Genomic DNA, 21,200 nt, shown 5'->3' with positions numbered 1-21,200 from the left:
GCGGGCAGGTGGGCTCGTGCAGGCGCGGCGTGCTCCAACAGCGGCGCGAGGACGCGCGCGAGCCCCTCCACCAGCGGGGGATGCAGCAGCGTGTAGTGGTCGCCAGGGACAGGGATGACGTCCAGGCGGGGCGTGAGTGCGTCCCAGCCGCGCGCGTCCGGATTGCCGGAGTCCGCGCCGACGATGAGCGTGAGGGGCACCGGAAGCGGGGTGAGCGTGTGCCTTGCGCGCGCGCGGACGTTGGCGGTGAAGACGCGGAGCAGGATGCTCAGATCCTCCAGTCCGGACTCCGCGGAGAAGAGGCCGGTCCGCTGACCTTCGGCATGCAGGTGGTGCAGCAGCGCCTCCGGTCCGCCATCGATGACCTCCGTGGGAAGGCGGGGAGGCAGCCCGGCGAGGCGGGCCAGATCCAGAGCGAAGTGGAGGGCCAGCGTCGAGTCGTCATCCTCCATGGCGGCATGGGCCGGGCTGGGTTCGATGAGGGCGAGCAGCTCCACGACTTCACCGGCCTGATGGAGGTGGCGTGCCATCTCCGCCGCGATGACGGCGCCGAGCGACCAGCCTCCCAGGCGATAGGGGCCGTGTTGCTGGGCGGAGCGGATCGCCGCGACGTAGTGCCGGGCCATGGCGTCGATGGAGTCCAGCGGCGGCAGCTGGCCGTCGAGGCCCTGTGCCTGGAGTCCGTAGACGGGCTGCTCCGGGCCCAGCCGCCGCGCGAGGTCCGCGAAGGCGAGGACGTTGCCGCCCGCTGGGTGGACGCAGAAGAAGGGCTGGCGTGTCCCTCCTCGCTGGATGACGACGAGCGACGACGTTGGGGCAGGCCCGCCATCGAGGACGGTCGCGAGCTGTTCGATGGTCGGGGCCTGGAAGAGCGCGGCGAGCGGGAGGCTCTTGCCTGTCCGCGCGCGGATGCTCGCGGCCATACGGACAGCGAGCAGTGAGTGGCCACCCGACGCGAAGAAGTCGTCTTGGATGCCGACCTGCTCCTTGTGGAGCAGCTCCGCCCAGAGCGTGGCCAGCAGCGCCTCCGTGGGAGTTCGCGGGGCGACGTAGTCGGAGGTGGCGTGGGCGTCTGGAGGTGACAGGGCTTCGCGGTCGAGCTTGGCCTGGGCGGTGAGAGGCAAGGCGTCCAGGTGCACGAAGGCGGAGGGCACCATGTACTCGGGGAGGTGCCGCAGGAGGAAGGCGCGCAGGCTGGAGGTGGAGAGAGCGTCCGGGCCGGTGACGTAGGCGACGAGGCGCTTGTCGCCGGGGATGCCCTCGCGAAGCAGGACGACGGCCTGTCGCACGTCAGGGTGGAGCAGCAAGGTGGCTTCGACTTCGGGCAACTCGATGCGGAAGCCGCGCAGCTTCACCTGGGAATCGAGGCGGCCGAGGAACTCGAGTGTGCCGTCGAGGCGCCAGCGGGCCTTGTCGCCGGTGCGGTAGAGGCGTGCGCCGGGCGTGGCCGAGAAGGCGTCGGGCAGGAAGCGCTCTGCGGTGAGGGAGGGCTGCTCGAGATAGCCGCGCGCGAGGCCGTCACCGCCGATGAAGAGTTCACCAGGGAGGCCGACGGGAAGCGGAAGGCCCTGGGGGTCGAGGACGTAGACGCGGGTGTTGGCCAGGGGCCTGCCGATGGGCAGCGATGCGCCGGAGAACGAGGTGTCACGGAGGTGGAAGGCCGTGGCGAAGACGGTGGATTCGGTGGGGCCGTAGCCGTTGGTGACGGGCAGATGGAGGGCGTCGAGGACGCGGCGCGCGTGCGCAAGGGAGACGACGTCGCCTCCAGTGAGCAGGTGCTTGAGTGGGCGAAGGCCTTCGAGGTGGCCGTCGACCATCTGGGAGAAGAGGCCGGAGGTGAGCCAGAGGGTGGTGACGGAGAAGCGCTGAATCAGTGCGCCCAACTCTTCGAGAGATGGAGGAGAGGGAGGGGCGATGACGAGGCGGGAGCCGTGAAGCAGAGCGCCCCAGATTTCGAAGGTGGAGGCGTCGAAGGAGATGGGGGCGAGGAGCAGGAAGGACGCGTCGGGCCCGAAGTGGGTGAGGTCCGTACCAAAGAGGGTGCGAAGGACGGCGCGGTGAGGCGTGCCGACACCCTTGGGCCTGCCGGAGGAGCCAGAGGTGAAGTCGATATAGGCGAGGCTCAGAGGTAGGGCGGAAGGCGCAGGGGCGTGGGTCGGCAGCCCCTCTAGCGAGACTTCCTTCAGCACCACGGTGGACAAGACCTCGGGCAGTTTCGCCAGAAGCGCACGGGACGTGAGGAGAACACTCGGCCGGGCGTCCTCCACCATGGCCGCGAGACGCTCACGTGGGTAGCTGGGGTCCAGCGGCACATAGGCGCCACCGGCCTTGAGGATGGCGAGGAGGCCGACGACGAGCTCCAGCGAGCGCTCCAGCGCGATGGCCACGCGCGAGTCGGTGGTGATGCCGAGACCGCGCAAGTGGTGGGCAAGGCGGTTGGCCCACGCATCCAGCTGTCGGTAGGTGAGGCGCTCCTCTCCAAATTCAACGGCGAGCTTCTCGGGGAAGCGGGCGACGACCTGGGCGAAGGCTTCAGGAAGCGTGGAGTCCTGCGGGTAGCTGGCCTCGGTGGCGTTCCACTCCACGAGTACCTGGCGCTGCTCGTCCTCGCCGAGCATGGAGACGGAGGCCAGGGGCGCGTCGGGCCGTGCCAGCAGTGCGTCCACGAGGCGGCCGAAGTGCGCGGCCATGCGCGAGGCGGTGCTCACTTCGAAGAGGTCGGTGTTGAAGCCGAGGGCTCCCTGAAAACCCTCGGGAGTGTCGGAGAGGATGAGCTGCAATTCGAACTTGGAGGTGGAGCCTTCCACGTCCAGGGGATGCAGTGAGAGGGCCTGCTCGCGAAGAGGCGCGGCTGGAGCGTTCTGCAGCGCGAAGAGGACCTGGAAGAGCGGAGAGCGGCTCATGTCGCGCGTGGGTTGAAGCTCTTCCACCAGCCGCTCGAAGGGCACGTCTTGATGGGCGTAGGCCCCCAGCGCCGTCTCCTTCACCTGTCGCAACAAGCGAACGAACGACTTCTGCCCGTCCACCTGGATGCGCAGTGCGAGCGTGTTGACGAAGAATCCGATGAGGTCTTCGAGCTCTCCGCGCTGACGTCCTGCGATGGGCGAGCCGACGGTGACGTCCTGCTGGCCGGAGTAGCGGGAGAGGAGCATCTGAAAGGCGCCCAGCAGGAACATGAAGGGCGTGACGCCCTCCTGGAGGCTCAGGGCCTTGAGCTGGCGGGATGTTTCAGGCGTCAGGACGACGGGCACCTGAGCGCCGATGGAGGACTGCACGGGAGGTCGGGGCCTGTCCGTGGGCAGCTCCAGCGGAGCGGCGCCAGAGAGCTGCTGCTTCCAGTAGTCCAGTTGCGCCTGGAGGACGTCACCTTGCAGCCACTGCCGCTGCCAGACGGCGTAGTCGGCGTACTGCACGGGCAGGGGCGGCAGCGGCGAAGGCCTGCCCTGCGCGAAGGCCTCGTAGAGGGCGGCAACCTCGCGCACCAGCACGCCCATGGACCAGCCGTCGGAGACGATGTGGTGCAGCGTCAGCGCGAGCACGTGCTCGGTGGGGCCCAGGCGCCAGAGTTTCGCGCGGGCCAGGGGACCGGAGTCGAGCTGGAAGGGTCGTGAGGCCTCTTCTCGCAGCTGCGGCTCCAGGGGAAGCGAGCCCGGTTTCACGATGGTGAGCGGCAACTGAGCCGTGGCGGAGATGCGCTGAAGCGGCTGGCCTTCGTGCTGGACGAAGGTGGTGCGCAGGGCTTCGTGACGACACACCAGTTCATCAAGCGCGCGGCGCAGGGAGGCTTCATCCAGGGGGCCCACCAGCCGCACGAAGGTGGGCATGTGGTAGGCGGCGCTCAGCGGCTGCAACTGGTCGATGAACCAGAGGCGCTGCTGGGCGAAGGAGAGGGGCAGGTCGCCGTCGCGAGGAACAGGACGCAGGGCGGGGGCCTGCGTGCGCGCGGCGGAGTCGATGCGCGCCGCGAGCGCGGCCACGGTGGGCGCTTCGAAGAGCGCTCGCACCGGTAGCTCCACTTCCAGTGCGGAACGGATCCGGGAGACGAGCTGCGTCGCCAGCAGCGAGTGGCCTCCCAGTTCGAAGAAGTGATCGTGAATGCCGATGCCTTCCCGGCCCAGGACCTTCCCCCAGAGCGAGACCAACTGGGTCTCCAGCGCGTTGCGCGGGGGCTCGCGGGTCGCGGAGCCGCGTGGGGCTTCCGGTGCGGGCAGTGCCTTGCGGTCCACCTTGCCGTGGGCCGACAGCGGCAAGGCCTTCATCGCCACGAAGGCGGACGGCACCAGGTACTCCGGCAGACGCTGGCGCAGGTGGTCGCGCAGCCGCGCGGTGTCCAGCTCCGTGGGCACGACGTAGGCCACCAGTCGCTTGTCTCCGGGGATGTCCTCGCGCACCAGCACGGTCGCGTCGGTGACCGAGTCGTGCTCGCGCAGCACCGCCTCCACTTCGCCCGGTTCGATGCGGAAGCCGCGCAGCTTCACCTGGAAGTCCATGCGCCCCAGGAACCTCAGCGTTCCGTCCGCGCTCCAGCACACGCGGTCCCCGGAGCGGTACAGCCGCTCGCCCGGGGACGCCTCGAAGGGATGCGGCACGAAGCGTTCCGCGGTGAGGGCTGGCCGCCCCAGGTAGCCGCGCGCCAGACCGTCACCGCCAATGTACAGCTCGCCTGGCACCCCCACCGGGACCGGCTGCATCGCCGCATCCAGCACGTAGACCTGGGTGTTGGCGATGGGCCTACCGATGGGCACGGAGCCGCCCACCGCGTCTCCGGGAGTCATCACATGGCAGGTGGTGAAGGTCGTGCTCTCCGTGGGGCCGTAGCCGTTCACGAGGCCTCGCGACTGGGCCAGCCGCTCGCGAACCCGGGGCACGGGGAGCACATCGCCTCCGGCGAGGAGCTGCGCCACGGACGCGAGGGCTTGGGGCTGTTCCTGCTGCATCTGGTCGAAGAGCGCCGCCGTCAGCCAGAGCACCGATACCCGATGCCGGAGCAGGGCCTGGCCCAGCTCCTCCAGTGACGGAACCGCCTGGGGAAAGAGCACCAACCGGCCGCCGTGCAACAGCGCGCCCCAGATCTCCAGGGTCGACGCGTCGAACGCCAGCGGCGCGAGCTGCAACACGACCTCAGAGGGCCCCAGCTTCACGAAGCGCGAGCCGATCAACAGCCGCACCACACCCCGGTGAGGAATGGCCACGCCCTTGGGCGTCCCCGTCGAACCCGACGTGTACGTGACATACGCCAGCTGATCCGCACGGACGGGTGCTTGCAGCGCCTCCACCGGCTGACGTGCAATCCGTTCCCCGTCGGAGTCCAGGCACACCACCGGGCGCGAGGACTCCGGAAGCATCGGTGTCAGGGACTGATGCGTGAGCACCGCCGCCACATCCGAATCCGCGAGCAGGAACGCCAACCGCTGCGGCGGATAGGAAGGATCCAGCGGCACGTAGCAGCCACCAGCCTTGAGGATGCCCAGCAGCCCCACCACCAAATCCACGTTCCGGTGGAGACAGACCCCGATGCGCGGCTCCGGGCCCAGGCCCAGCGTCAGCAGGAAGCGCGCGAGCTGATTCGCACGCGCATCCAGCTGTCGATAGGTGAGCGTCGTCCCTTCCGACTCGACGGCGACGGCGTCCGGAGTCCGCAGCGACTGTTCGTGGAAGAGCGAGTGGATGCTGGCGTCGCGTGGGTAGTCGGAAGCGGTGTTGTTCCACTCCACGAGCACCTGGCGCCGCTCGTCCTCGCCGAGCATGGAGACGGAGGCCAGGGGCGCGTCAGGTCGTGCCAACAGCGCGTCCACGAGGCGGCCGAAGTGCGCGGCCATTCGCGAGGCAGTGCTTACTTCGAAGAGGTCGGTGTTGAAGGCGAGCGTGCCCCGGACGCCCTCGGGGGTGTCGGAGAGGATGAGCTGCAATTCGAACTTGGAGGTCGCGGTGTCTGCCTCCAAGGGGTGCAGCGACAGGGCCTGGCTTTGAAGAGGCTCCGTGCCGGGGACGCCTTGCAGGGAGAAGAGGACCTGGAAGAGCGGGGCGCGGCTCATGTCGCGCGTGGGATGAAGCTCCTCCACCAGCCGCTCGAAAGGGATGTCCTGATGGGCATAGGCCCCCAGCGCCGTCTCCTTCACCTGCGCGAGCAAGGCTCGGAAGGAGAGGGAGGGGGCAACGCGTGCACGAAGTACCAGCGTGTTGACGAAGAATCCGATGAGGTCTTCGAGCTCTCCGCGCTGACGACCGGCGATGGGAGAGCCGACGGTGATGTCCTCCTGGCCGGCGTACCGGGAGAGGAGCACCTGGAAGGAGCCCAGCAGCAGCATGAAGGGCGTGATGCCCTCCTGGAGGCTCAGGGCCTTGAGCTGGCGGGATGTCTCGGCCGGAAGGACGACGGGCGCGTGCGCGCCGTTGGAGGACTGCACGGGAGGCCGGGGCCTGTCCGTGGGTAGCTCCAGCGGAGATGCGCCAGAGAGCTGCTGCTTCCAGTAGTCCAGTTGCGCCTGGAGGACGTCACCTTGCAGCCACTGTCGCTGCCAGACGGCGTAGTCGGCGTACTGCACGGGAAGGGGCGGCAGCGGTGAAGGCCTGCCCTGGGAGAAGGCCTCGTAGAGGGCGGCAACCTCGCGCACCAGCACGCCCATGGACCAGCCGTCGGAGACGATGTGGTGCAGCGTCAGCGCGAGCACGTGCTCGGTGGAGCCCAGGCACCAGAGCTTCGCGCGGGCCAGGGGACCGGAGTCGAGCTGGAAGGGTCGTGAGGCCTCTTCTCGCAGCTGCGGCTCTAGGGGAAGCGAGCCCGGTTCCACGACGACGAGCGGCAAATGCGCCGTGGCGGAGATGCGCTGAAGCGGCTGGCCTTCGTGCTGGACGAAGGTGGTGCGCAGGGCTTCGTGACGACTCACCAGTTCATCCAGCGCGCGTCGCAGCGAGGCTTCATCCAAAGGGCCCACCAGCCGCACGAAGGTGGGCATGTGGTAGGCGGCGCTCAGGGGCTGCAACTGGTCGATGAACCAGAGGCGCTGCTGGGCGAAGGAGAGGGGCAGGTCGCCATCGCGAGGAACAGGGCGCAGAGCGGGGGCCTGCGTACGCGCAGCGGAGTCGATGCGCGCCGCGAGCGCGGCCACGGTGGGCGCTTCGAAGAGCGCTCGCACCGGTAGCTCCACCTCGAAGGTCTGCCGGACTCGCGAGACCACTTGCGTCGCGAGCAGGGAGTGACCACCGAGCGCGAAGAAGTCCTCTTCCACGCTGATCCGCTCCGCGCGCAACAGCCCGGCCCACAGGGCCGCGAGCCGTTCCTCGGTGGGTGTTCGCGGGGCGATGAAGGCCGCCTCTCGGGTCGTGTCTTCCGGCGCGGGCAGGGCCTTGCGATCCAACTTGCCGTTCGAGGTGAGCGGCATCGCTTCCAGGTGCACGAAGGCGGCAGGCACCATGTAGGCCGGCAGCCGCTCCTGGAGGAAGGCGCGCAGCTCTCCGGCGGACACGGGCTCCGCCGCACTCACGACGTAGGCCACGAGCCGCGTGTCCCCGGGCATGTCCTCGCGCGCAACGACCCAGGCCTCACGCACTGCGGGGTGCTCGCTCAGGGCCGCGGTGACTTCTCCCGGCTCCACACGGAAGCCGCGCACCTTCACCTGGAAGTCGGCGCGACCGATGAATTCCACGCGCCCATCCGGCAGCCAGCGCACCCGATCCCCGCTGCGGTACATGCGCGCGCCTGGCAGCGGGCTGTGCACGTCAGGCAGGTAGCGCTCCGCGGTCAGCTCTGGCCTGCCGAGATAGCCGCGCGTCACCTGCGCGCCGCCGATGAACAACTCGCCCGGGACGCCCACGGGCACGGGCCGCAGCCTTTCGTCCAGGACATACAGCCGTGTGTGAGCCAGGGCCCGGCCCAGCGGCACCGATGCCTGGGGCAGGACCTCCACTGGACCCGCGATCACCCCCACGGTCGTCTCCGTGGGGCCGTAATGGTTGAACAGCTCGCAGCCCGGTGCCAGCGCGCGCACCTGCTCCAGCAGGGCCGGCGAGGAGGACTCACCTCCCAGCACCAGTTTCTTTCGGGGCAGGACGTGGCGGGGCTCGGCCGCCGTCAGCAGCGCCGTCAGGTGCGAGGGGACGATCTTCATGCAGTCCACCGCGTGGCGCTGGAAGTACGCGACCACCTCCGAGGGACTGCTGGCCAGCTCCTGCGGCAGCACGTGGAGCAGGCCTCCCGTGCACAGCGCGGGGAAGAGCACCGTGTTGCCCAGGTCCGCGGCGAAGGTGGAGACGAGCGCGAAGCTTGCGCACTCCTCCAACCGCAGCCTTTCGGTGGCGGCCCGCACGTACTGGAAGAGCTGGGCATGCTCCACGGCCACGCCCTTGGGCCGGCCCGTGCTGCCCGACGTGAAGAGGACGTAGGCCAGGGACCGCGCGGTGGTGCCGTGGGCGGGAGCTTCCCGTGACAGGGCCGCGAGCACCTGCGCGTCCGTGTCCATCCGCACCACGTGCGCCGCCAGCGAAGTGAAGGCCTCCGCGTGACGAGACGCTGTCACGACGACGGGCGCGGCGATCTCCTCCACCAGGGCCCGAAGCCGCTGCGTGGGTTGGGAGGGCTCCAGCGGGACGTATGCCCCCCCGGCCTTCCAGACTCCCAACAGGGCCACCACCATGTCCACCGAGCGCTCCAGGCACAGCCCGACGCGCGTCTCGGGCCCCACGCCCAGCGAGCGCAGCCGCCACGCCAGCTGGTTGGCGCGCGTGTCCAGCGCTCCATACGTGAGCACCTCACCGGCGCAGGCCACCGCTGGCCGATCCGGGTGGCGGGCGGCCTGCGCTTCGATGAGCGCGTGCAGGGGGCCTGGTGCGACGAAGGCGTCCGCGGTCGCGTTGAAGCCTTCCAGCACCTGCGCGCGTTCCCCGGCGGACAGCAGGGACAGGTCGCCCACGGGCGCATCCGGCGCGGCGAGCGCGGCCTCCGTCAACGTGCGCAGGTGTTCGCCCATGCGGGTGATGGTGGCCGCGTCGAACAGGTCCGCCCGGTAGATGATCTCCCCGGCCAGGCCCTCGGGTGTCTCCGCCAGCGAGAGGTTCAGGTCGAACTTCGCCGCGACGACGTCCGACTCCACCGGACTCAGCTCCAGCGCGGATGCGCCCCCCTCCAACTGGATGGCCGCGTCCGGCGTGTTCCTCAGCGTGAACATCACCTGGAAGAGAGGGGAGTGACGAAGGGAGCGCTGTGGCTGGAGTTCCTCGACGAGCTTCTCGAAGGGGAGGTGCTGGTGCTCGAAGGCGGCGAGGGTGGATGCCTTCACCTGGGAGAGCAGCTGACGGAACGACGAGCGTGGCTCCACGTGGGAGCGAAGGACGAGGGTGTTGACGAAGAAGCCGATGAGGCCCTCGGTCTCGGAGCGGGTACGGCCCGCGATGGGCGCACCGACGCTGATGTCGTGCTGGCCGGAGTAGCGAGACAGGAGCAGCTGCCAGAGAGCGAGCAGGGCCATGAAAGGGGTGGCGCCTTGCTGCTGACAGAAGCCGAGGAGGCTGGAGGTGAGAGGCTGGGGAAGATGGAACGGAACCCACGCGCCGCGAGAGGACTGGACGGCGGGGCGAGGCCTGTCGGTGGGCAGATCGAGGAGGGCGGGGGCACCGGAGAGTTGCTGGCGCCAGAAGTCGAGCTGGCGCGAGAGGACGTCGCCTTGCAGCCACATCCGCTGCCACGCGGCGAAGTCTGCGTACTGGAGAGCAAGGGGCTCAAGCGAGGGCGCGAGGCCCGAGGAGAAGTCCGCGTAGAGAGAGGCCACCTCGCGCACGAGCAGGGCCATGGACCAGCCGTCGGAGACGATGTGATGCATCGTCACCACCAGCACGTGCTCCTCGGCGTCCACTCGCAGCAGCAGGGCTCGCAGCAGCGGACCCTCCGCCAGATTGAACGGGCGTTGGGTCTCCGCTTCGGCGCATTGCCGGACGCGCTCCGCGTTCGGAGCGTCCGACAGGTCCACCTCTGGCAGCGCGAACTCCGTGGGGGGCTGGATGATCTGCAGGGGCTCGCCGTCCTGCGTGGCGAAGACGGTGCGCAGGGACTCGTGACGTTCGACGAGCCCGCTGAAGGCCCTGCCCAGCGCTCCCCGGTCCAGGCGTCCGCGGATCCGCAGCACCGTGGGGATGTTGTAGGCGGTGCCTCCGGGTTCGATCTGCTCGATGATCCACAGGCGCTGCTGCGCGAACGACAGTGGCAAGGTGCCCGTGCGTGGCACCGGCAGCAGGGGCGGGGCCCGCGATGCGTCCTCGGGCCGGGCCGCGTCCAGCCGGCGTGCGAGCGCAGAGAGCGTCGGGGCTTCGAAGAGGACTTGCAGCGCCAGCTCGACGCCGAAGTCCGCGCGGATGCGGGAGACGAGCTGGGTGGCCAGCAGCGAATGGCCTCCCAGCTCGAAGAAGTGATCCTCCGAGCCCACCTGCTCCACCTGGAGCAGCGGCTTCCAGAGCGCCGCGAGCCGCTCTTCCGTGGGCGTGCGCGGGGGCACGTGGCCCGGAGCGCCGCTCGCGCGGAGGTCGGGTGAAGGCAGGGCCCGCCGGTCCACCTTGCCACTGGAGGTGAGCGGCAACGCCTCCAGCACGACGAGCGTCGCGGGCACCATGTACTCGGGCAGACGCTGCTGGAGGAACTCGCGCAATCCGGCCACGTCCCCGCTCGCCACCACGTAGGCGACCAGCCTTGGCAGCCCCGGTGCATCCTCGCGCACCAGCGCCACGGCCTGGAGGACCGCCGCGTGCGCTTGCAGCGCGGCCTCCACCTCTCCCAGTTCGATGCGGAAGCCGCGCAGCTTCACCTGGAAGTCGGTCCGGCCCAGGTACTCGAGGTCTCCCCCCTGACTCCAGCGCACGCGGTCTCCGGTGCGGTACAGCCTCGCGCCGGGCTCGGTGCCGAAGGGATCGGGGAGGAAGCGCCTGGCGGTGAGGTCCGGACGGCCCAGGTATCCCCGGGCCAATCCCACGCCTCCGATGAACAACTCTCCCGGCACGCCCACGGGTACCGGCCGCAGGTGGGCATCCAGCACGTAGAGCCGCGTGTTGGGCCACGGCTTGCCGATACCGGGCGCGTCGGCCGGGACCGGCCCTGGCGTGATGGAGGCGCAGACGGTGGCCTCGGTGGGACCGTAGGCGTTGAGCAGGGTGCGGCCCTCGCTCCAGCGCCGGGCAATCTCTGGAGACAGGGCCTCGCCCGCGGAGATGACGGTGCGCAGGCTCGCGAGGTCCTCCGACGTCAGCTGCGCCAGCACCGACGGCGTCAGCGTGACCGTTGTGATCTCCTGCTCGGTCAACAGCGCGCGCAGCGGCGCGTCCGGCAGCAACCGCTCCCGGGGGGCCAGCACCAGCGTGGCACCCGCGAGCAGTGGCGCGAAGGTCTCCAGGATGGCGGCATCGAAGGTCGGGGACGCGAACTGGAGGACGCGGCTCGTGGGGGACAGCGCATGGGCCCGGACCGCCGCGAGCACCGAATTGCACAGCCCCCGGTGCGCGAGGAGCGTGCCCTTGGGCCGTCCGGTGCTGCCCGAGGTGTAGATGACGTAGGCCAGGTTCCCGGCGTGGACCTCCACCTCCGGTGGCGTCGTGGGGCAGCGCGAGATGGCGATCGCGTCGGCGTCGAAACAGCACGGCACGCAGGACGAGGACAGGGGCAGCACGTCGAGCAGCGCGTCCTGGGTCAACAGCACCTGGAGCCCCGAGTCCTCCAGCATCAGCGCGAGCCGCGCGGTGGGGTGGGCGGGATCCAGGCAGAGGAAGGCGCCTCCCGCCTTGAGGATGGCGAGCATTCCCACCACGCCCTCCACCGAGCGCTCCACGCACAGCCCCACGATGACCTCGGGGCCCACCCCCAGCGCGCGCAGGTGGTGCGCGAGTTGATTGGCGCGCGCGTCCAGCTGGCGGTACGTGAGGTGTTGCGACTCGAAGACGACCGCTCGCGCGTCCGGCGTGCTCCGGACCTGCGCCTCGAACAGCGTGTGCAGGCTCGCGTCGCGCGGGAAGTCCGCGTCGCTGGCGTTCCATTCCACCAGCACCTCGTGGCGCTCGGCGTCCGTGAGCAGGGGCATCTCGGACAGCCGCAGCTGGGGGTTTCGCAGAGCCCCCTCCAGCAGCACGTGCAGGTGGGTGACCAGGCGCCGCGCCGTCTCCGGGCGGAACAGGTCGCTGGCGTACTCCAGCGTGCCCGTCAGGCCCCGCGGCGTGTCGGTGAGCACCAGCGCCAGGTCGAAGCGGCCCGTGCCGCCCTCGATGGGGATGGGCTCGAAGCGCAGCCCCGGCGCCTCCACCGCGCCCATGGGCATGTTCTGGAACGTGAAGTTCACCTGGAAGAGCGGCGACCGCGAGGGATCCCGCTCCGGCCGCAACGCCTCGACGAGCTTCTCGAAGGGCAGGTCCTGGTGGGCGTGCGCCTCCAGCGTCGTGTCGCGCACGCGGGCGAGCAGCTCGCGGAACGTGGGGTCCGCGTGCAGGCGCGTGCGGTACACCAGCGTGTTCACGAAGAAGCCGATGAGCGCTTCCTGCTCCGCGAAACGGCGGCCGGCCATCGCGCTGCCGACGCTCACGTCGTCCTGGCCCGAGTAGCGACTGAGCAGGGCCTGGAATCCGGCCAGCAGGGCCATGAACGGGGTGACGCCCTCGGCCTGGCACAACGCCGCCAGGGACTCGGAGATCGCGCGTGGCAGGGCGACGGGCACCGCGTCGCCTCGGAAGGACGCCACCGGCGGACGCGGGAAGTCGGTGGGCAGCGTCAGGAACGCAGGGGCGCCGTCCAACTGCTGACGCCACCAGCGGATCCGCGACTCCAGGGCCTCCCCCCGAAGCCACGCGCGCTGCCACGCGGCATGGTCGGCGTACTGCACCGGCAGCGGGGCCAGCATGGACGGCTGTCCGGACGCGAAGGCCTGGTAGAGGGCCACCATCTCCCGGACGAGCACGCCCAGCGACCAGCCGTCGGAGACGATGTGGTGCATCGTCACCACCAGCACGTGCCGCGCCTCCGCGAGCCGGATCAGCACCGCGCGCAGCAGCGGCCCCGCGGCGAGGTCGAACGGACGCAGCTGCTCCTCCGCCGCGAGCCTGTGTGCATCCGCTTCGGGAGCGCCGTGGGACGACACGTCCATCACCGCCAGCCGGAAGGCCGCTGGCGGGTGGATGCGCTGCAGGGGCGCGCCGCCGTCCGCGTGGAAGGTGGTGCGCAGCGCTTCGTGCCGGCGGACGAGCTCCGTGAAGGCCTGTTCGAGCGCCGCCGTGTTGACGCGGCCCTCCAGCCGGAGGGCGGACGGCATGTTGTAGGCGCCGCCTCCCGGGTGGAGCTGCTCGAGGAACCAGAGGCTCTGCTGGGAGAAGGACAGCGGCAGGGGCCGGCCGTCGCGGGGCACGGGCGTCAGCGGCGGGAGGATGTTCGCGGGAGCGCCAGCAGCGGTCGCGGCGTCCACGCGCTCCGCGAGCTTCGCGGGCGTGGGCGCTTCGAAGAAGGCGCGCAGGGGCAGCTCCACGGCGAAGGCGGACCTCACGCGCGCGAGCACCTGGGTGGCCAGCAGCGAGTGGCCGCCCAGCTCGAAGAAGTCATCGTCCACGCCGAGCGTGTCGATGCCCAGCATCTCCTGCCACAGCTCCACCACGCGGCGCTCGCTGTCGCCACGGGGCGCCACGTACGGGGTCGCCAGCGGCGGGCGGGGATGCCGTCCGGAGTCCCGCGCTCGGGAACCGCTCGCCGGATCCGGCGCCGTCCCGGACGTCCCACCGGCCTCCGGCTCCTCCGCGCGCGGAGGGCCCCGGGAGATCCACCAGCGTCCTCCCTGTCCCGAGGCGGCGAGCAGGCCCAGCCACACGGGGATGACCTCGTCCCGCCACGCATCCAGGTCCACCACGTACCAGCGCGGGCCCGGGCCCCGGTTCTGTTGCGCCGCGAAGGTGTCCATCGCGGCATGCGCGGCGGCCAGCACGCCACGGCCCACGCCGCCCACCACGGCCGTCAGCGAAGAGGTCACCGTCACGAAGTCCGGAGCACGCCCCTGGAGCGCCCCAGCCAGCGCGCCCAGCACGCCCACGCGGGAGCGGAAGACGGGTGCCCACGCCTCGGCGGTGGCGTCCGCCAGGGATTGTCTGCCCGCGCCCGCCGTGCCCTGCGGGAAGAAGAAGACGCCGTGGAGCGCGCCGAAGCGGGCCTCTGCGGCGAGCAGTCCCTGGAGGAGCGGTTCGGGGGCACCCCCGCCCATCGGCGCGAGGAGCAGGCCCTGGGCCCCCGTGCGCTCGAGACCCCCGAGGCGCTCCAGATGGGACGCTTGAGGCACGGTGTCGGTCAACAGCACCAGCCTCGCCCTCGCGGTGGTGGCGAGCGCTTCGGCCAGGGCGAGGCCTCCGGCCTCCAGGTCTCCCATGATCAGGTACACGCCGCCCTGGCGCAGGGGGGATGCCGCCGTGCGCGACGGGACGACTGGCTCGAACGACTCCGTGAAGCGGTGCGGTCCGCGCAGCGCGACCACGGCTGGTGCGCTCGCGCCCAACTCCGCCACCAGCTGCTCCGCCCAGCGTGGACCTTCCTCCGGCCGTGGCGGGCTCACGTCGATGGCGCGGCAGCGCAGGCCCGGGTACTCCTGGGACAGCACCCGGCACACGCCGGACGCGGTGGCCTGCCATGCGCGCAGGGGCTCCTCGCCCGTCACGTCCTGGGCGCCGCATGTGATCACGGCCAGCGTCACGGGCCTCGCGGCCGTGGCCGGCCCCAACCGCCGCGCGAGCTCCAGCAGCCCGTGAAGCACGCGGTCCACCGCGCCCGGGCCCTCCGCCGGAGCCAAGGGCCACAGGAACGCGACGTGATCCGGCCCTTCGCCAGCCGACAGCCGCTCCTCGAGCGGCGCCCACGTCAAATCCAATCCCAGCGCGAGGACGTCAGCGCCCCTCGCTTCCATCCGCCGCGCGATGCTTCCGTCAGGCGCGTTCGCATCCTCCATCACCAGCCAGCGCTGATCATCGAAGCGGGGGACGGGGGCGCCCGCGACGCGCTGCCACGTGGGCACCGCGCACTCGAGCGCGGGGGGGACATCCTCGCGGGGGACCTCGGACACGGCGAAGGCCGGAAGCCGGGCACCCGGAATGGATGCGACCGCGAGCAGGTCGAAGCGCTCCCGTTGGAAGGGGTAGGGCGGCAGCGGAACGCGGCGGCGGGGCTCCTTGCCGTACAGCTTCGCCAGGTCGATGGAGGCGCCGGCCAGCCAGAGCCGGGCGGCGGTCTCCGTCAGGTGCAGGTGGGCGTCCTGTCCGTCGCGCGGGCGCGGCAGCGACGTGAGGGCGGTGGGGGGATTGCCCGGGGGCGCGCACTGCCGGACGAACGTTCCCAGGGCCTGGCCCGGACCGACTTCCAGATAGAGCCGCTCCGTGCTCCCGAGCAGCGTGGTCGCGGCCTGCGCGAAGCGGACGGGTTCGCGCAGGTGGCGCGCCCAGGTTCGTGGATCCGTCGCCTGCGCGGCGGTGATCCACGTCCCGGTCAGGCTGGAGACGTACGGCCGCTTCGGCGGCGACATGCGCACGCGCGAAAGCTCCTGGAGGAAGCCCTCCACCATGGGCGCCACGGCCTCCGAGTGGAACGCGTGCAGGGCGCGGATCCGTCGGGTGCTCACGCCTCTGTCGGTCAGCGTCGCCTCCAGCGCCTCCAATGCCTGGATGGGCCCGGCCACCACCACCAGCGCGGGCGCGTTCACCGCCGCGACGGATACCCCCGGAGGCAGCAGCGGCGCGAGCGCGTCCTCAGGCAGGGACACCGACAGCATGCCGCCGGGTGGCAGCGCATCCATGAGGCGTCCGCGCGCGGCCACCAGCGCCAGCGCGTCCGGGAGCGAGAACACACCCGCGAGGCACGCGGCCACGTACTCGCCCGTGCTGTGGCCGACCATGGCCTCCGGCTCCGCGCCGAACGAACGCCACAGCTGCGCGAGCGCGTACTCCACCGCGAACATCGCGGGCTGCGCGAAGGTCATCCGCTCCAGCAGCGCCTCCGCCTCCTGCGGTGCCTGATCCGGAAACAGCACGGAGCGCAGGTCCTGGCCCAGGTGTGGGGCCAGCGCGTCGTGGCACGCGTCCAGGTGCTTGCGGAAGACGGGCTCCGCTTCGTACAGCGCTCGGCCCATGTCCACGTGGTGGCTGCCGTGGCCCGGGAAGAGGAACACCACGGGGCGGCGCGCGTTCACGCTCGAGCCCCCCAGGTGGCGCCGTGGATCCGCCAGCCCGGCCCGCGCATCCTCCAGGTCCCGGCAGAGCAGCGCGCGCCGGTGCTCGTGCGTGCGGCGGCCCCGCTGGAGCGTGGACGCGACATCCGCCAGCGCCAGGCCCGGAGTGCGCTCCAGGTGCGCGGCGAGCCGGGAGGTGGCCTCCTCCAGCGCCCGGGGCGTGCGCGCGGACAGCGGAAGCACGTGCCACGTGCGGCGGGTTCCGGCGGCCTTCGCGCGCGGCGGCTCCTCCAGCACCACGTGGACGTTGGTGCCCCCCAGGCCGAACGAGCTGACCCCGGCCCGGCGCTTCACCGCACCGTCCCACGGCCTGGGCTCGGCGGTGACGAAGAAGGGGCCGCCGTCGAAGTCGATGGCTGGGTTGGGCTGCTGGAAGTGGGGCGTGGGAGGGATGACCGCGTGCTTCAGGGCCAGCACCGTCTTGAGCAGCCCCGCCACGCCCGCGGCGGAGTCGAGGTGGCCGATGTTCGCCTTCACGGTGCCCAGCACGCAGCGCCGCGTGCCCGAGCGCGCGCCGCCGAAGGCCTGGTTGAGCGCGGCGACCTCCACCGGGTCGCCCAGGGCCGTCGCCGTGCCGTGTCCCTCCACGTACTGCACGTCCTCCGGCTCCACGCCCGCGACGCCCAGCGCCTCCGCGATGGCGGCCGCCTGGCCCTCCACGCTGGGCGCGGTGAAGCCCGCCTTGGCGGAGCCGTCGTTGTTGACGGCCGACCCCAGGATGACCGCGTGGATGGTGTCCCGGTCCCGCACCGCCTCCGACAGGCGCTTGAGCACCACCACGCCCACGCCCGAGCCGAAGATGGTGCCCTGCGAGCGGGCGTCGTACGCGCGGCACAACCCGTCCGGGGAGATGATCATCCCTGGCTGGTACGCGTACCCGGCCGTCTGCGGGAACGCCACGGAGACGCCGCCCGCGAGCGCCATCTCGCACTCGCCCGACAGGAGGCTCTGACAGGCCAGGTGCACCGCGACCAGCGCGCTGGAGCAGCCCGTCTGCACGGTGGCGCTCGGCCCCCGCAGACCCAGCCGGTGCGAGGTGCGCGTGGCGACGAAGTCCTTGTCGTTGGCGAGCGACAGGTTGTACAGGCCCACCGTCTGCAACAGCTCCGGACGCCGCAGGAGCGCCTGGAACAGGTAGGAGCTGGTGCTGGTGCTCGCGAAGGCGGCGATGGCCTCGGGGAAGCGCTCCGGGTCGTAGCCGGCGTCCTCCAGGGCCTCCAGCGCCGTCTCCATGAAGACGCGCTGCTGCGGATCCAGCACCTCCGCCTCGCGCGGGCTGTAGCCGAAGTACCCCGCGTCGAAGTGCGTGGGCCCGTCGAGCGGATACGCGGCGCGCACCCAGTCCGGCCGCTCGCGCTGGGCCCGTGGCACCCCGGCCTGCTCCAGGTCCGCCTCGGTCAGCTCGCGCCGGGAGTGCACGCCGCGCCGGAGGTTGTCCCAGAAGGCGTCGAGCGTGGGAGCGCCCGGAAAGCGTCCCGACATGCCGACGATGGCGATGCGTTCCACCGTGTCCGCCGTCTCCTCAGACATCCGCGTCCTCGTCCAGCTCCGGCTCCAGCTCCACGTCGTCGTCCGAGTCCCGCGCGGGTGCGGCCACCGTCTTGCGAGCGAAGGCCTGTCGCCGGCGAGACCGGTCGCGTCCGGACTTCGCCCCGCTGTCGGATCCGCCGCCCTGCGCCAGGCGCTCCGCCAGGGCCCGGACCGTGGAGTGCTGGAAGAGCACCGTCAGCGGCAGCTCCACGCCCAGCTCCGCGCGCAGCCGCTGGTGCAGCCGCAGCGCGAGCAGCGAGTTGCCGCCCAGCTCGAAGAACGGATCATCCAGGCCCACGCGCTCCACCTGGAGCACGTCGCTCCAGAGCCGGGCCAGTTGCTCCTCCCGCTCCGTGCGCGGCGCCTCGAACGTCCGGCCTGATTCCAGCTGACCCGCCGAGGGCGGCGGCAGTGCGCGCACGTCCAGTTTGCCGTTGGCGGTGAGGGGGAACGCGGTCACGGCGACGAAGGCGGAGGGCACCATGTGTGGCGGGAGCCGCTCCAGGAGGAACGCGTGCAGCGCCGTCGCGGTGGGCGTCTGTCCCGCCGTGGCCGGGACGAGCCACGCGACGAGCCGCTGGCCCCCCGCGGGCGTGTCCTGGATGAGCACGGCGGCCTCCTCCACCGCGACGTGCTGGCGGAGCGCCGCCTCGATCTCCCCCAGCTCGATGCGGAAGCCTCGCAGCTTCACCTGTCCATCCAGCCGGCCCAGGAACTCCAGCTCCCCGTCCTGCCTCCAGCGCGCCCGGTCTCCCGTGCGGTAGAGGCGCGCGCCCGGCTCGGACGCGTACGGATCCGGCACGAAGCGCTCGGCCGTGGTGCCCGGTAGGTTCAGGTAACCGCGCGCGAGGCCCACGCCGCCCACGCACAGCTCGCCGGGGACACCTACCGGCACCGGCGACAGCCGCGCGTCCAGCACGTACACGCGCACATTGGGGATGGGACGGCCCAGCGGCGGCGCGCGGCCCTCCGGCCGGACCTCCGTCGCGGTGGCCGTCACAGTCACCTCCGTGGGCCCGTAACCGTTGATGAAGCGCCGGCCCTCTCCCCAGCGCGCCACCAGCTCCGCGGTGCACGCCTCGCCACCGGAGAAGACGGTGCGCAGCGCGGGCAGGCCCGTGGCGTCGGTGGCCGCGAGCGCCGTGGGCGTGGCGTTGAGCACGGTGATGGCCTGTTGCCTCAGCAACTGGTGCAGCGGCTCGCCGGGCATCAGCCGCTCCACCGGCGCCAGGCACAGGGTGCCGCCAGCGGTGAGGGTGGCGAAGATCTCCTCCACGGACACGTCGAAGCCGGGATTGGAGAACTGGAGCACGCGCGAGCCCGGGCCCAACTCGCTGACGCGAGCCTCGTGCACCACCAGGTTGCAGGCCGCGCGGTGCGTGGCCACGACGCCCTTGGGCTGGCCCGTGGAGCCAGAGGTGTAGATGACGTAGGCGGGGCCGTCCGGCAGGGGCGCTCCAGGGGGCGCCCGCGAGGTGTCCGCGTCCGGCACCCCATCCTCGAAGCACACCGTGCGCGCGCCCGGAGCGGAGGGCAGTCCCGCGAGCAGTGTCCGGTGGGCCAGCAGCACCTTCACGGCGGAGTCCTGGAGCATGAAGGCCAGCCGCGCCGCGGGATAGGTGGGATCCAACGGGACATAGGCGCCGCCCGCCTTGAGCGTCGCGAGCATGCCCACCACCATGTCGAACGAGCGCGCGGCGCACAGCCCCACGTAAGTCTCCGGCCCCACGCCCAGCCCGCGCAGGTGCCATGCCCACTGGTTGGCGCGCGCGTCCAGCTGCCGGTAGCTCAGCGATTCGCCCTCGAAGGTGAGCGCGGGCGCGTCGGGCGTGCGGCGCGCCTGGGCTTCGAAGAGGGTGTGCAGACCGTCCTCTTGGGGGTAGGGCGCGGAAGTGCCGCTCCACACCCCCAGCAACTGCTCGCGCTCGTCCGGGGTGAGCAGGGGCAGCCGCGACAGGCGCTCGTGCGGCGCGGCCAGGGCTCCCTCCAGGAGGCGGATCAGATGCGCCAACATCCGGCGGACGGTGCCGGGCTCGAACAGGTCCGTGGGGTACTCCGCGGTGAGGCGCAGTCCCTGGGGCAGGTCCTCGGCGATGAGTGTCAGGTCGAACTGGGCGGAAGCCGTGTCCACCGGACGCGCCTCCAGTTGGAGGCCAGGCACTTCCAGGGGCGGCAGCGGTGCGTTCTGGAGGACGAACATCGCCTGGAAGAGGGGAGCGCGGCTCGGGTCGCGGCCCGGCTTGAGGGCGTCCACCAGCCGCTCGAAGGGAAGCTCCTCGCGAGCGAAGGCATCGAGCGCCACCGGCTGCAGCCGCGCCAGCAGCTCCCGGAAGGACGGGGCGCCCGACAGGTCCGTCCGCAGGACGACCGTGTTGACGAACAGGCCGATGAGCCCCTCCAGCTCCGCACGGGGGCGGTTGGCCACGGGCGTTCCGACGGCAAGGTCCCCTTGTCCGGTGTAGCGGTGGAGCAGGGTCTGGAACGCCGCCAGCAGGGTGACGAACAGCGTGCGGCCTTCCTTACGGGCGAACGCCTTGAGGTCCGCGGTGAGCGCGGTGGGCAGATCCAGCGCTTCGCGCGCGCCGCGCGTGCCCAGCACCGCCGGACGCGGCTTGTCCGTGGGCAGCTCCAGCAACGCGTGGGGGTCGATGCGCTCGCGCCACCAGGCGAGCCGCACCTCCGCCTCTTCTCCCTGCTGGGCCCGGCGCTGCCAGCTGGCGTAGTCGCTGTACTGCAGCGGCAGCGGCGGCAGCTCGGGAGCCTTGCCCTCCTGGAAGGCCGCGTAGAGCTCCGTCAACTCGCGGACGACGACGCCCATGGACCAGGCGTCGGACACTCCGTGGTGCATGGCGAAGAGCAACAGGTGCTCGCGTGCGGACAGTCGGAAGAGGCGAGCCCGGAACAGCGGCCCCCGTTCCAGGTCGAAGGGCTCACGGGCCACCTCCGCGACGCGCTGGGCGGCACGGGCTTCCCGCTCTGATTGGGGAAGCGCCTGCAGGTCCTCCAAGGGGAGCGCCGCCTCCAGCGTGGGTGCGACGACCTGCACGGGCCGCCCGTCCGCCAGCGCGAACGTGGTGCGGAGCGTCTCATGGCGAATCACCAGTGCTTGGAGCGCGCGCTGGAGCACCGGTGCCTGGAGCTCGCCCACGAGCCGCACGGCCACCGGCATGTTCAGCGCCGAGCCCCCGGGGCTCCACTGTTCGAGGAACCACATCCGTTCCTGCGCGAAGGAGAGCGGAGCGCGCTTGGGGGCCGCGACCTTCTCCTGGAGGAGTTTCGCCAGCAGGGCCCGCTTGTCGTCCGAGGGTGACGTCATGGTTTCCATCATCGCCCCGGAGGGCATGTAAACGTTGAGAACCCCGCGAATGTCTCACGAAACATCCTGGGCTCCGATACACGCCGCCGGCTCCCGTCGCTTCGCGGCTGGTTTTGACCCAGGGGAGGGGGCCCTTGCAGTCG

At 71.3% G+C, this 21,200-nt stretch carries 2 protein-coding genes; both read right to left on the bottom strand.

Annotated elements, in window-relative coordinates:
- Positions 1 to 17,741: non-ribosomal peptide synthetase/type I polyketide synthase (locus tag D7X99_RS21195; protein ID WP_121779358.1), on the bottom strand; the 17,741-nt coding region annotated here is incomplete at its 3' end.
- A complete protein-coding gene (locus tag D7X99_RS21190) occupies positions 17,734 to 21,057 on the bottom strand; it encodes a non-ribosomal peptide synthetase (RefSeq protein ID WP_121779357.1) in 3,324 nt (1,107 codons plus the stop codon). The genes D7X99_RS21190 and D7X99_RS21195, both read right to left, overlap by 8 nt.
- Between the last annotated feature and the right edge of the window lie 143 nt (positions 21,058 to 21,200).

The organism is Corallococcus sp. AB032C, assembly GCF_003668935.1.
In the GTDB taxonomy this organism is placed as follows: Bacteria; Myxococcota; Myxococcia; order Myxococcales; family Myxococcaceae; genus Corallococcus; species Corallococcus exiguus.
Note: the sequence above shows the minus strand (reverse complement) of the source record. Positions and strands in the feature narration are given on the sequence as shown.

Excerpts from the sequence above, each read along its gene's own strand:
- D7X99_RS21190 (WP_121779357.1), bottom strand. The coding sequence starts at position 21,057 with ATGACGTCACCCTCGGACGACAAGCGGGCCCTGCTGGCGAAACTCCTC.